At 64.2% G+C, this 12,727-nt stretch carries 10 protein-coding genes, 1 pseudogene and 1 riboswitch; of the genes and pseudogenes, 8 read left to right on the plus strand and 3 right to left on the minus strand.

All coding sequences use genetic code 11. The annotated features are described in order from the left end of the window. Positions 1 to 136 precede the first annotated feature (136 nt). Positions 137 to 1,213 (minus strand): ABC transporter substrate-binding protein, encoded by a 1,077-nt coding sequence (locus BGP02_RS09780; protein ID WP_369751624.1) that lies wholly within the window; start codon positions 1,211 to 1,213, stop codon positions 137 to 139. 170 nt (positions 1,214 to 1,383) lie between these two features. On the opposite strand from BGP02_RS09780, the gene BGP02_RS09785 reads away from it, so the two are divergent. The 3 genes and pseudogenes from BGP02_RS09785 to BGP02_RS09795 form a co-directional block, all read left to right on the plus strand. Next, positions 1,384 to 2,073: a response regulator gene (locus tag BGP02_RS09785; RefSeq protein WP_017235728.1), complete on the plus strand. Its 690-nt coding sequence runs from the start codon at positions 1,384 to 1,386 to the stop codon at positions 2,071 to 2,073. A gap of 24 nt (positions 2,074 to 2,097) precedes the next feature. Further along, positions 2,098 to 3,540: a sensor histidine kinase gene (locus BGP02_RS09790; RefSeq protein ID WP_017235727.1), complete on the plus strand. Its 1,443-nt coding sequence runs from the start codon at positions 2,098 to 2,100 to the stop codon at positions 3,538 to 3,540. A gap of 115 nt (positions 3,541 to 3,655) precedes the next feature. Then, positions 3,656 to 4,813: pseudogene (locus BGP02_RS09795) on the plus strand (cysteine desulfurase family protein); the annotation flags it as partial. 50 nt (positions 4,814 to 4,863) lie between these two features. Here the strand turns inward: BGP02_RS09795 and BGP02_RS09800 are convergent. After that, positions 4,864 to 6,030 carry a hypothetical protein gene (locus BGP02_RS09800; protein WP_017235725.1) on the minus strand — a complete coding sequence of 389 codons (1,167 nt, stop codon included), beginning with the start codon at positions 6,028 to 6,030 and terminating at the stop codon, positions 4,864 to 4,866. Positions 6,031 to 6,185: 155 nt separating this feature from the next. After that, positions 6,186 to 6,264, plus strand: a riboswitch (Fluoride riboswitch). Positions 6,265 to 6,370: 106 nt separating this feature from the next. Here BGP02_RS09800 and BGP02_RS09805 point away from each other — a divergent pair. After that, positions 6,371 to 7,708, plus strand: a complete 1,338-nt coding sequence (locus BGP02_RS09805) for a voltage-gated chloride channel family protein (protein ID WP_286798412.1) — start codon at positions 6,371 to 6,373, stop codon at positions 7,706 to 7,708. On the opposite strand, the gene BGP02_RS09810 is transcribed toward BGP02_RS09805, so the two are convergent. Then, positions 7,705 to 8,655: a DUF72 domain-containing protein gene (locus tag BGP02_RS09810; RefSeq protein WP_017235723.1), complete on the minus strand. Its 951-nt coding sequence runs from the start codon at positions 8,653 to 8,655 to the stop codon at positions 7,705 to 7,707. The two genes, BGP02_RS09805 and BGP02_RS09810, sit on opposite strands and share 4 nt — an antisense overlap. A gap of 166 nt (positions 8,656 to 8,821) precedes the next feature. Between BGP02_RS09810 and BGP02_RS09815 the strand changes: the two genes are divergently transcribed. The 4 genes from BGP02_RS09815 to BGP02_RS22410 all read left to right on the plus strand — a co-directional run bounded on the left by BGP02_RS09815 (position 8,822) and on the right by BGP02_RS22410 (position 12,644). Then, complete coding sequence (locus tag BGP02_RS09815) at positions 8,822 to 10,906, plus strand: ATP-dependent helicase (protein ID WP_286798414.1); 2,085 nt, start codon at positions 8,822 to 8,824, stop codon at positions 10,904 to 10,906. A 230-nt stretch (positions 10,907 to 11,136) separates the two neighbouring features. Beyond that, positions 11,137 to 11,907 (plus strand): bestrophin-like domain, encoded by a 771-nt coding sequence (locus tag BGP02_RS09820; RefSeq protein ID WP_157211562.1) that lies wholly within the window; start codon positions 11,137 to 11,139, stop codon positions 11,905 to 11,907. Positions 11,908 to 11,973: 66 nt separating this feature from the next. Then, positions 11,974 to 12,255 carry a DUF1653 domain-containing protein gene (locus BGP02_RS09825; protein ID WP_017235721.1) on the plus strand — a complete coding sequence of 94 codons (282 nt, stop codon included), beginning with the start codon at positions 11,974 to 11,976 and terminating at the stop codon, positions 12,253 to 12,255. Between the two features lie 218 nt (positions 12,256 to 12,473). Then, the gene (locus BGP02_RS22410; RefSeq protein WP_315973487.1) at positions 12,474 to 12,644 is read left to right on the plus strand and encodes a DUF6726 family protein; all 171 of its coding nucleotides are present in this window, start codon (positions 12,474 to 12,476) and stop codon (positions 12,642 to 12,644) included. Positions 12,645 to 12,727 lie beyond the last annotated feature (83 nt).

The raw sequence follows: 12,727 nt of genomic DNA on the forward strand, positions 1-12,727 counted from the left end.
GAGAAAGGCTTGGGGAGAGGCAGGCCGCCGATGCAGCCGCCGGACTTAAGGGTGTTGCCGGTGACGCGATGATCGCGGGGCGGGGGCGACCCGTCGTGTCACGTCAGCCATGAAGCGCGTGCGACACGCATGCCGCTCAGCGCTTGATGGACTGCTGCCAGCGCTTGAGGAATTCAAGACGCTTGGACTGATCGAGGTAGACCAGCAGGCCCGCACCGATCGGGATCGGCTTGAGCGCCGAGCCGAGTTGTTGCGTGAGGTTCGCCATCGACGTCTCGCCGTCGACGTCCGCTCGAATCGAGAACAGGTTGGCCTGATTGGCGAGCAGGGTCTGGCCACGCTTCGAGAGCAGATAGTCGACCCAGAGCCTGGCCGCGTTCGAATGCCTGGCCTTCTTCGAAATCATGACGAGACGGCTCACCACCTGCGTGTAGTCGCGCGGATAAACGTAGCCGATGGACGGGTCCTTCTTCGCCTTGGCAAACGCGTAGGAGCCGAGGATGTTGTAGCCGATCAGGTTCTCGCCCGACGAGATGCGCTCCATCATCGCGCCGGTGCTCGATTGCAGCTTCGGGTTGAGCGCGCCGAAAGCGGCCACGAGTTCCCATGTCACCTCCGGGTTCACGCGGGCGTCCTGCGTCAGGTAGTTGAAGCCCACGCCCGACTTTTCGATATCGTAGGTGGTGACCTTGCCCTTGAACTTGGCCGGGTTCGCGTGCAGCAGCTTGATCAGTTCCATGCGCGTCTGCGGTACCTCGTTCGCCGGCAACAAACGCTTGTTGTAGACGATGGCGAGCGGCTCGTACGTTGTGCCGTAGGCCTGCTTCTGATACTGCGCCCATTGTGGAATGTGAGTGGATTCGGGCGATTCGTAGCTCGCCGTCATGCCGTCGTTCACGAGCTTGACCTGAAGGTCCATCGCGGAACTCCAGAGCACGTCGGCGCTGGTACTGTCGGCCGCGCTCTCGCTGATGTAGCGGTTGTACAGCTCGGTGCTGTTCATGTCGTTGTATTCGACCTTCACACCGTACAGCGACTCGAAGTCCTTGATGAGCGGACGCACGAGCGCCGTATCCGTCACCGAGTACACGATGAGCTTGCCTTCCTTCCTGGCCGCGTCGACCGTGGCCTGATAGTTCGCCGGATAGCCGGCGGGCACCTGCGCATGGGCTGCGGGCATAGCGGCTGCGAAGAGCGCTGCGGTCGCGACCATCGCGCCAAGCGATTGCTGTTGCTTCATGTCATCCTCCGGAAGACCCCTTGAATGGGTTTGTCGTTTTCGTGTGGCGCATGGTAATTTGCCGAAACTTTCAATTCGCTTTCGATTTCGTATCGAAGCGGGCCCAAGCCCCCTTTTTTGGGTCATGGATTTCCCTAGGTCTCATGCGCATCCTGCTTGTCGAAGACAATCCGAGTCTGGCCAAATCGCTCTCCGAGGCGTTGACGCAGGCGCACTTCGCCGTCGATTGCATGCACGACGGCGAGGCTGCCGACCACGTGTTGCGCACGCAGGAGTATTCGCTCGTGATTCTCGATCTGGGGCTGCCGCGTCTGGACGGCCTGGAAATTCTGCGACGACTGCGCGCGCGCCGTAACCGCGTGCCCGTGCTGATTCTTACGGCGCATGGCTCGCTCGAAGATCGCGTGAAGGGCCTCAACCTTGGGGCCGACGATTATCTTTCAAAACCGTTCGAACTCGATGAGCTGGAAGCACGCGCTCGTGCGCTGATCCGTCGTGCCCAGCATCACGAAAGCGCCGATGTGGCGTGCGGGCCGCTGGTATTCGATGGCGTTGAGCGCAGCTTCCGTCTCGGCGGCGAACTGCTGGCGCTCACCAAGCGCGAGCGGGCCGTGCTCGAAGTGCTGATCGTGCGTGGCGGACGTGCGATCAACAAGGAAGCGCTCTCGGAGAAGCTCTTCGGCATCGATGAATCCGTGAATCCAGACGCCATCGAAATCTACGTCTACCGCTTGAGAAAGAAGCTCGAAGGCAGCGGCGTGGCGATCGTCACGCTGCGCGGACTGGGCTATCTGCTCGAAGTGAAGTCGGACGCGGCACCGCCTGCCGCATGATCCGCACGTCTGACGTCGCCCTCCATGTCGCAACCTAACCTTCGCCGTCAACTGGCGCTCTGGCTATTATTCCCGCTGCTTGGGTTGCTCGCGCTCGATACCTGGCTGACCTATCAGCGCGCGATGAGCGCGGCCAATTCGGCGTTCGACCGGTCGCTGGAGTTTTCGATCAAGTCGATTCGCGAGGGCACACAACTGATCGACGGAGAAGTGCAGGTCAATCTGCCGTATCTCGCGCTGGAGATGTTCGAATCGGATCGCGGCGGCAAGATTTATTACGTGATTCGTGAAGCGGGCGGCCGCGCGGTGACGGGCTATCACGATCTGCCGATGCCTCCCGGACGACTCGTGCCCGGGCCATATCACGCCGTGTTCTACGACGCCACGTATCGCGGCGAGACGCTGCGCATGGGGGCACTGCAACTGCCCGTGCATGACGTGCCGAACGCGCAGACGCGTGTTGTGTGGATCGTCGTGGGTGAGACGACGGAGTCTCGCCACGAACTGGCGCGTCAGATTCTTACGGGCGCGCTGCAGCAGGAGGTGCTGCTCGTTGTGTTGGCGCTTGCCATCGTCTGGCTGGGCGTGACGCGTGGGCTGCGGCCGCTGAATCGGCTGTCCGCCAAGGTGGCGGCGCGCGATGAAGACGACACGACGCCGCTCGACAATGTCGATCTGCCGACCGAGGTCAAGCCGCTCGTCGAATCCATCAATCAGTATGTGGGCCGCGTGGGCCGCATGCAGGCCTCGCGGCAACGGTTCTTCGCCGACGCGGCGCACCAGTTGAAAACCCCGCTCGCCATCATTCAGGCAGAGTCCGAACTCACGCTCAGGGAATCGCTCAGTGCCGGGGCGCGTGAGCGTGTGGAGCGACTCAACCATGCGGTGAAGCAGGCCGCGAAGAGCGTTCGGCAACTGCTGTCGCTGTCGCGTCTGGAGGCGGAAGGCGGCCCTCCGGTGGCGATGGTGTCGCTACGGCTGGACGATTTGGCGCGCAGCGTGGCCCTCGACTGGTCGCCGGTGGCGCGCTCGCGCGGGATCGATCTGGGTTTTGAGCATGACGGGCCGGTGCCCGTGGTGGCGCAGCGCGAGTTGCTGTCCGAGTTGTGCGGCAATCTCATCGATAACGCCATTCGTTATGCCGGCGACGGTGCTGTCATTACGGTGCGCACCTGGTGTGATGGCGATGTGCCGGTGCTGCAAGTCATCGACAACGGCCCCGGCATTCCCGAGTGCGAGCGTGAGGCGGTGTTCGAGCGTTTCTATCGCCGCGAGCACGATGGGTCGGCCCCGCAAGCGGTCCAGACGGCGGATGGTTCCGGGCTGGGACTTGCCATCGTCAGGGAAATCGTTCGAATGCATCGTGCCGATGTGTCGCTCGGCGATGCGCCCGGTGGCGGACTCGAGGTGACGGTGCGATTCCCAGCCAGTGACGGCGCTCACTCCCGCCTGGAAGGAAATTCCTGATTTCGTCATATTTTGGGAAGAGATTTGCCTGAAACGTCCGGTCAACGGGGGATTTCGCAAGCCTTTTCTCGTTTGTGGCGCGTACGATCGATGCACTTTTTATCCGAGGCCGATCATGCGCGAGAGAGAACCGCTCCATTACTTCGATTACGCGGCCACGACGCCGGCGGATGCCGCCGTAATTGCCGCAATGGCCGATTGTCTCGGCGTGGACGGTGTCTTCGGTAACCCAGCCTCCAGTTCGCATGCGGCGGGCGTGAGTGCGCGCCGTCTGGTGGAGCGCTCGCGGGCCCAGGTGGCGGCACTCATTGGTGCCGAGGCGGCCGAGATCGTGTGGACGTCCGGCGCGACCGAATCGAACAATCTCGCACTCAAAGGCTATGCGGAACGCGGGCAGTCGCGCGCACATTTCGTGACGAGCGCGCTCGAACACAAGGCGATTCTCGACACGATGGCGTGTCTGGCATCGCGCGGCGCATCCGTCACGTATCTGACGCCGTCGGCCACCGGCGAGATCACCGCCGATGCCGTGGCGGCGGCACTGCGGCCCGACACCGGACTGGTGTCGGTCATGCTCGTCAATAACGAACTCGGCACGCTGACCGACGTGGCGGCCGTCGCGAAGGTGGTGCATGCGGCTGGGGCGTTGCTGCATGTCGATGCGGCGCAGGCGCTTGGCAAGACCCCCATCGACGTCAAGACGATGGGCATCGACCTGATGTCGATGTCGGCGCACAAGGTCTACGGCCCCAAGGGCATCGGTGCCCTATACGTGCGCCAGGATGTCATGACGCGCATCGCCCCGCAGATGCATGGCGGCGGTCACGAGCGAGGCCTGCGCTCCGGCACGCTGGCGACGCATCAGATCGTCGGCATGGGCACCGCATGCGAACTCGCCATGCAGGCCATGACGACCGACAACGCGCGCATCGCGCAACTGAGTCGCCGCCTGCTCGATGGTGTGCTGGGACTCGGTGACATTGTGCACAACGCCGCGACGGCGCAGCGTATCCCTCATACGTTGAGCTTGACGGTGCGACATCCGGGTTTTGCTACGTTCATGCTCAACGGCAAGCTGGCCGTGTCGTCGACGTCGGCCTGCAACTCGGCGTCGGGGCAGCCGTCTCACGTGCTGAGTGCTATTGGTCTCGACAACGACGCCGCGAGCCGCACGGTGCGTGTGAGCCTCGGGCGCTTTACGACCGAAGCGTCGGTCGATTTCGTGACAGCGTGCTTCGAGCGTGTCGTCGGTCAGTGCCGGGCGTTGGCGGCCTGAGGGCGGGGTATCGAACACGCGTTGGCGCGGCCGAACCCGTCGGCGATTCAATACGACCGTGTCGGCTGCGGCCGGTCGCGATACCAGGCAGCGTCCCAGTCGTCATCGCGCAGGTAAGGCTTGGCGTCGAGTTTGGCGATGCGCGAAAGGATCCGACGCGCCGTCGGCGTCGCGCGCAGCAAAGCACGGGTGGTGTCGTCGAGATGGGCGATGATGTTCGCCACCGTGGCGCCGGCTTCGCCGATCGCCCGCTCGGGATCGTAGCTGCCCATCAAGTGCAGGAAATCGGTCGCTCGCTCGCCAAAGACTGCGGTGAAGATTTCCGGCGTTTCGAACAGCATCACCAACAGTGTCGGTGAGACGACCTCGATTTCGAACTGCTGCTTCGGTGCCGACAACATCAACCTTTCCTCCGCATACACCTCCAGATCGCTGATCAGCACGGGATTCGTCGTGTGGGCGTCGCGGATGAGCAGCGCCTGAAGGGGGTGTGTAGCGAGGACGTTCCTGGCGGTTGCCGGCGCATCACTGAGCGGCGACGGGAAAAAGAAGTGCGACGACGCGGAAATTTCGGGGGGCAGCCACGCGTTCAGAAAGTTCACGCTGTCCTGTGAGGGACAAATGATGTTCCGCATTTCCATCTGACTGTCTCCTTGGGTCGAACATTTCGTGAGGTGCTTGCCTTCCTCGACGCAGATTCGGAATTTGCGCTGCAGGGTCTGCGTGAAGTTTCGTCGATGGACACAGCGATCGATATCGTCGCCGGTCCAGCAAAGGATGGTCGCCGGTTTGGTGAAATTGACCCGTTGTTCCGCCGCTTCGGTGCATTCGCCGCTGGCGAACAGGCACCCGATCAGCGCGGCGGGACGGCGCGTCAGCTTCGCCTGGAGCGTTGCAATCGGGTCGGCGCCGATGCGCCGTTTGGTTCGACTGGAGGGGGCCGAATAGTCCTTGCATTCGACCATGGCCGCGATGCCCGCGGCGTAGATCACGCCGTCGATCTGCTCGAGGATCTTCTCATCGACGAACTTGACCGTATACGGCCACCTCACCGTCGCGCCGCCCAGCTCGAACCCCTTCAGTACGAGATATTCCAGCGCCTTGCCCGCGTCCCATCCAGGCGTGGCGCAGCGCTGGATGTCGCGCCACAACCCGGTGACGTCGTCCCAGTCGTACCCCCTGACGCGTTCGATGTATTCGCTGTCCGCTGCCATACCCGCTCTCCGTGAACCGGACACCGATTCTAGCGATGCGAGCGGCGGCGAAACGTCAATGCGCCGATTTATCGGAATGCGCCGATCCGGTTCGGCATTTCGGCGCAGCGAATGTCACGCATTGTGAGGGCTCGTGCTTCCTGATAGCATGTCGGCTGCTTCACGGAGATGGCATACCTCCGGCGTTCGTTGCGCAAACCGCCCCTCCCCGGGGCTGATGATGCCTGCAAGATCCTGGCGTGCCGGGAGGTTGCGGGCTATGCGCGCGAGCGTTTCTTTCATTCTCGGTAGTGTTCAGGCAATTTGTCGACGGCGTCGCTCGTCCCCCCTGTTGGACATCATGAAGATGTTTCAAGACTCCCCCGTGCGCGACTTGTTCGGCGTGCTGCCGCGCGCGGCACGCGCCAGTTCGCTCGCGGCGCTCGTCGGCATCATGGCCGGAAGTGCATCGGCCCTGTTTCTTGTCGCGCTGGATCTCGCGACCGAGACGCGTCTGGCTCACCCGTGGCTGCTCGGGCTGCTGCCCATCGCCGGCTTCGCGGTGGGCTGGCTCTATCTGCGGCTCGGCGCGAGCGTCGAAGCCGGCAACAATCTGCTGATCGACGAGATTCACGATCCGCGGCGTGTCGTGCCGTTGCGCATGGCGCCGCTGGTGCTGTTCGGCACGGTTGTCACGCATCTGGTCGGTGGGTCCGCCGGGCGCGAGGGCACGGCCGTGCAGATGGGCGGCGCACTGGCCGATCAGCTCACGCATGTCTTCCGTCTGTCCGGTGAGCAGCGTCGTGTGCTGCTGATGTCGGGCATCGCCGCAGGCTTCGCCTCGGTTTTCGGCACGCCGCTCGCTGGCGCCGTGTTCGGCCTGGAGGTGCTCGCCATCGGACGCCTGCGCTACGACGCCCTGTTGCCGTGCCTCGTCGCGGCGCTCGTGGGCGACGCGGTTACGCGCGCCTGGGGCGTGCATCACACCGTGTACACGATTGCGCCTGGCGCGTTCGCCGCGTCGCTGTCGATCACCGGGGCGCTCAGTGCCGCCGCCGCTGGGGTGTTGTGCGGACTCGCGGGGATGGCGTTCGCCCAGGCGACGCACGCCACGTCGGCCTTCATGAAGCGGCGTATCGCCTACGCTCCGCTGCGTCCATTCGCCGGCGGGCTGGTAGTCGCAGTGGCGGCCACAGTGCTGGGCACGCCGCAGTACCTCGGGTTGGGCATCCCGACCATCGTCGATGCGTTTCATACGTCGTTGCCGTGGTACGACTTTCTTGGCAAGGCGGTCTTCACCGTCGTCACGCTCGGCTCGGGCTTCAAGGGCGGCGAAGTCACGCCGCTGTTCTATATCGGCGCGACGCTGGGCAACGCCTTATCGCATGTGTTGACGTTGCCGGCGGCGGTGCTCGCAGGCGTCGGTTTTGTCGCCGTGTTCGCGGGTGCGGCCAACACGCCCATCGCCTCGACGTTGATGGCCATCGAGATTTTCGGCCCGCAGATCGGGGGCTATGCCGCGATTGCGTGCGTGCTGGCGTACCTGTGTTCGGGGCATACAGGCATCTATCGCGCGCAACGCGTCGGGTCTGGCAAGCACGGAGCCGTACCGGAAGGCGCGCGACTCGGCGACCTGCCCGCATGGCGCAAGACGCTCAAGGCTGGCGCCCGGCCAACCGACGACGCGCACCGCCCCTAAACGATGCCGTGCGCAAGCGTCGTGAGCGTGCGCGCGAACGCCGACGCGTTCTTCATCCCCTGATCTTCGTGGTTCGTATTGAAGAGGACGTGCGTGTCGTCGACGTTCGCGGCCAGTCGCTGGACGCGCGCCGAGATGTCGATCAACTCGCTCGCGCTGTACTCGTAGACGAAGCGTCCCGAGGAGGCGGCGATGCCTCGTCGGTTCCAGGCGGCGGCGTTGCGGCCATGAAGACGGACGACGCACAGGTCGTCGCGCGTCGTCGCCCAGACCGCAGGCACCGTGTTGTCGAATCCGTCGGGGCTGTCGACGATGGTGTGCGCCGCCCCCGTCTCGCGCAGCATGGCCAGCGTGGCGGCTTCGCGCGAGGGCGTGTCGAACCAGCTACGGTGACGAAATTCCACGGCGTGCCGTTCGCCATCGAGCCGTCGCGCGGTCTCGAAGACCAGGGCCCGCCCGGCGCGGTCGTTCTGCACCCGCGGGGAGAACTGGAAGTGAATGGCCGCCAGTTGCCCGCACTGACGCAACGGCTCGATGGCTTCGAGATAGCGTCGCCAGAGTTCGTCGCGAAGTTCCGCGGGGAGGTCGTGCGGCGCGAGCGATCCAAGCGACGCAAGCGGGCCCTCTGGCCCTGCGTTTGCGTCGTCCCCCGCACCCAGCGCCTGCGCGATATCGCGCGGCAGTGCCGCGCGCGGCGTCGTATGGCCGGTGAACGCCCGAAATGCCTTGATGTGAAAGCGAAACGACGGGGGCGTGCGTTGCGTCCAGCGCCATGCCATGGCGGCGTCGGGTAGCCGGTAGTAGCTGCTGTCGACCTCGACCAGATCGAACTGCGACGCGTAATGGCGCAGCCGCGCCTCGGGCGTATCGACGCCCGGCGGGTAGAAGCGTCCGCACGCAATGAGCGTCGGATCGGTCCAGGACGATGTGCCGGTACGAATCGTCATGAGGTAGGTGAGTGGGCCGTCAGACGGGCGACAGCCGGAATTCGTCTCAATTTCCGAAGGGACTCGATGGGCGTCGAAGCCATCGTTATAATGTATAAATATACAGTACTCGATGAGCGTACTTGCGGGCCACGGCCCGTCTTTTCGTGGCGCTCCCAGATCTCGCATGTCCGAACAGCCGACCGCCCCCGCCCGCGATCCGTGGGCCGAACTCAACGACCGCCAGCGCGAAGCCGTCGACTATGGTGTCGGTGACGATGGCGCGCCCGGCGGGCCATTGCTCGTCATCGCCGGCGCGGGCTCGGGCAAGACCAGCACGCTTGCGCATCGCGTCGCCAACCTCATCGTTCGCGGGGCCGACCCCAACCGTATCTTGTTGCTCACTTTCTCGCGTCGCGCCGCCGGCGAAATGGAGCGACGCGTGGGCGCGGTGCTGCAAAAGGTGCTGGGGCTGGCGTCGTCGCAACCGCCGTCGCTGCCGTGGGCCGGCACGTTTCACGCCATTGGCGCTCGCATTCTGCGCGATGTGGCAACGCGCATCGGCCTGTCGGAAGCGTTCACCATTCACGACCGCAGCGATGCCGAAGATCTGCTGGGCCTTGCGCGCCATGACCTCGGCTTTTCCGCCACGCAGTCGCGCTTCCCGCTCAAGGGCACATGCCTCTCGATCTATTCGCGCGTGGTGAACAGTCAGGCACCGCTTGCGGAAGTGCTCGCGAAGCATTTCCCGTGGTGCGCGCAATGGGAGGCGCAGCTCAAGACGCTCTTCGGTGCCTACGTCGACGCGAAGCAAGCGCAACACGTTCTCGATTACGACGATCTGCTGCTGTACTGGGCCGAGACGATGAGCGCGCCGGAACTCGCGCGCGAACTGGGCGAGCGCTTCGACCACGTGCTCGTCGACGAATACCAGGACACCAATCGGCTGCAGGCGCAGATCCTGCTCGCGATGAAGCCCGACGGACGCGGCCTCACCGTCGTGGGGGATGATGCGCAGTCGATTTATGCGTTCCGCGCGGCCACCATCCGAAACATCCTCGACTTTCCCGGGCAATTTGCCGAGCCCGCCCATGTGGTCACGCTCGAGCGGAATTACCGTTCGACACAACCGATTCTCGATGCGTCCAATGCCGTGATCGCCGAGTCGAACGAGCGCTACGCGAAGGCATTGTGGACCGATCGGCAATCGACGCATCTGCCGCAACTCGTCAATGTGAGCGACGAGTCGGGGCAGGCCCGCTGGGTGGCGGATCAGGTGCTGGCGCAACGTGAGACCGGCACCCGATTGATGCAGCAGGCGGTGCTGTTCCGCACCGGTAGCCATAGCGCGGCGCTGGAGCTGGAACTCACACGCCGCAATATCCCGTTCGTGAAATTCGGCGGCTTGAAGTTTCTCGAAGCGGCGCACGTCAAGGATATGTTGTCGATCCTGCGTTGGGCGCACAACCCGGCCAGCCGCTTGTCGGGGTTTCGTGTGGCCCAGTTGATCCCCGGAATCGGGCCCGTGAGCGCCACCCGATTGCTCGACGCCATGTCGGCCTCCGCCATGCCCGCGCAGGTGCTCGCGGACTTCAAGCCACCGTCGGCGGCCGCTGCCGATTGGCGCGCGTTCGTCGACGTCTTCATCGCGTTGCACGACACGCGGCTGTCATGGCCGGCCGATGTCGATCTGGCGCTGCGCTGGTATGCGCCGCTGCTGACACAACGCTTCGACGACGCGGCCGTGCGCCAGGCGGACCTCGAACAGCTCGCCCGCATTGCGGGTACGTATGGGTCGCGTGAGCAGTTTCTGACCGAATTGACGCTCGATCCTCCCGACGCCACGAGTGCGCAATCCGGCCCGCCGTTGCTTGACGAGGACTACCTGATTCTGTCGACGATCCACAGTGCGAAAGGGCAGGAGTGGCGTTCGGTCTATGTGCTCAACGTCGTCGACGGCTGCATTCCGTCGGACATGAGCACGGGCGACGACGAGGACATCGAGGAAGAGCGTCGCCTCTTGTATGTGGCGATGACGCGCGCGAAGGAATCGCTGCAATTGGTCGTGCCTCAGCGGTTTTACGTGCATCAGCAAACGGGAATGGGCGATCGCCACGTGTACGGCACGCGCAGCCGTTTCGTCTCCGACACGATGTTGCCGCTGTACGAAATTCTCCCGAAGCCGCGCGAGGGCGAGGTGCTGCGGGGGCCGGTGGGCGACGTGGCGGTGCACATCGACGTCGCTCGCAAGCTTCGCAACGCGTGGTCTTGAGCACAAGGTTCGCGAACCAGGCACCCAGATGGCTTTTCGAGCGGGCGGCGCTGTTCGCGTGCGCCCCGGCGGCCACGCATCGTCAGGTCGTCGCCAGCTTGTCGCCGGGCGCGCATCAGGTATAGTCGCCGCATCGGCGGCGGTGCAGCGCTTACTGCCGCCATGTAAGTTTCGCAAAGCTTTGTCGAGACGGATGCGGGGGAACGCGAATGCAATGGCTGGTGAACCAAATGACGTTGATGCCGACGGGGCTGTTGCTTGTCAGCATGGCCATCGGCACAGCGCTGCTCGCCGTGGCCGTCGCGTGGCTGGCGCGTGTCTGGCTGTTCGATCGATTAGCCGATCCGTCCGAGGTGCGCGGCACGGTATCCGATGTCGTCCACGGTAGCCTGCTCGCATTCATCGTTTTCGTGCTCGCCCATGTGTTGACCGACGTGCGCGCCAACCTCGGCCATGCGGACGATCAGGCGCTGCGCGAGGCGTCGGTGGTCCGACGTCTCGATCGAGAACTCAAGGCGGTTGGCGACAGCGACGCGCAGGCGGCGCGTGTGTTGCTGCGCAGCTACGTGACGTCCGCCGTCACCGACGAATGGAAGACGTTGAGCACCGCCGACCCGGATCTGTCGCCCGTGACCGAAGCGGCATTGACGGCGTTTGTCGGGGCTACGCGTCGGGTGGTCGCGAAACACGAGGACAGCGCCAGTTCGATCCGGACCTTGCTCGATCGGTTGGAGGAGGCCCGCCAAGGACGTTTCGAAAACTCGACGAAAACCGTGCCCGACGTGTTCTGGTGGGTCATCGCGCTCTTCATGCTGGCGGCGATGGCGATGAACGGCCGGTATCCGGGCTCGTGGAAAAGTAATTTCATCATCGCGATCCACATGGGCGCGATCGGGATGGTGATCGCGTTGATCGTCAACCTCGATGAGCCGTTCCGTGGCGCTTCAGGCATCTCGCCCGCGCCGCTCGCGAAATCGGTTGGGATCGCGGTGCCGCGCTGACGCGGAACTTCAACGAGCATTTTTTGCCCGACCGTATCCGGTTGTGGTCAGCAGGAGAAGAGAACGATGGTATCGAATATGTCCGCGCCGTCGGCCGAATCCACGCCGGAAATCGAGGCGTTCCGCCCGGGCGTCTACCGTCATTACAAAGGCAATTGTTATCTCGCGCTAGGTGTCGCCCGCGCCGATGAGACCGATGAGCCGGTGGTCGTCTATACGCGGCTGTACCCGCGCGAAGGGCTACCCATGAGCACCCGTCTGTTGCGCATCTGGAATGAACCGGTGGAGACGGACAGCGGTTCGGTGCCGCGCTTCACGTACATCGGCCACACGACGCCTGCTGCCTGAGCCACGGCGCCTCGCTCGCTTTGCGACGCCCGCGGCAAATCACATGAACGACTGGCATTTCGCCCTTATCAGGACACCCCCTCATGACGCTGCGCCCCCCGATGTCCCATCACACCATTGACGCTTCGCGCTCCCGCCCGGCAACGGTCGACAGGCAAGCGCTCCGCATCCCCGACGTGGGGGACGCGACATTGGCGTCGAAACCCGCCCCGCGCAATCTGCGCCGGTGGTGGGCCTTGTTCGCCATTCTCCCGTTCGTGACGTCGGTGTCAGGGTGCGGATTGATGGCTGCCCCCTGCCGGGTGGCGTCGGCGGGGCTGAAGATCATTCCGGGGGTTGGGGGCGTGCTGGCCACGCCGACGGACGCGTGTGCGGCCGCTATCGACTGAGCGCGCTGGGTCATGACCGCGCCGGACGGTCGAGCGAATTCCGGCCGCGCAAAAAAAGAAAGCCCGCGAATGGCGGGCTTAAT

Origin of the sequence: Pandoraea sp. 64-18, from assembly GCF_001899225.1 — a bacterium.
Taxonomy (GTDB): Bacteria; Pseudomonadota; Gammaproteobacteria; order Burkholderiales; family Burkholderiaceae; genus Pandoraea; species Pandoraea cepalis.

Excerpts from the sequence above, each read along its gene's own strand:
- BGP02_RS09780 (WP_369751624.1), bottom strand. The coding sequence starts at position 1,213 with ATGGTCGCGACCGCAGCGCTCTTCGCAGCCGCTATGCCCGCAGCCCAT.
- BGP02_RS09785 (WP_017235728.1), top strand. The coding sequence starts at position 1,384 with ATGCGCATCCTGCTTGTCGAAGACAATCCGAGTCTGGCCAAATCGCTC.
- BGP02_RS09790 (WP_017235727.1), top strand. The coding sequence starts at position 2,098 with ATGTCGCAACCTAACCTTCGCCGTCAACTGGCGCTCTGGCTATTATTC.
- BGP02_RS09800 (WP_017235725.1), bottom strand. The coding sequence starts at position 6,030 with ATGGCAGCGGACAGCGAATACATCGAACGCGTCAGGGGGTACGACTGG.
- BGP02_RS09805 (WP_286798412.1), top strand. The coding sequence starts at position 6,371 with ATGAAGATGTTTCAAGACTCCCCCGTGCGCGACTTGTTCGGCGTGCTG.
- BGP02_RS09810 (WP_017235723.1), bottom strand. The coding sequence starts at position 8,655 with ATGACGATTCGTACCGGCACATCGTCCTGGACCGATCCGACGCTCATT.
- BGP02_RS09815 (WP_286798414.1), top strand. The coding sequence starts at position 8,822 with ATGTCCGAACAGCCGACCGCCCCCGCCCGCGATCCGTGGGCCGAACTC.
- BGP02_RS09820 (WP_157211562.1), top strand. The coding sequence starts at position 11,137 with ATGACGTTGATGCCGACGGGGCTGTTGCTTGTCAGCATGGCCATCGGC.
- BGP02_RS09825 (WP_017235721.1), top strand. The coding sequence starts at position 11,974 with ATGGTATCGAATATGTCCGCGCCGTCGGCCGAATCCACGCCGGAAATC.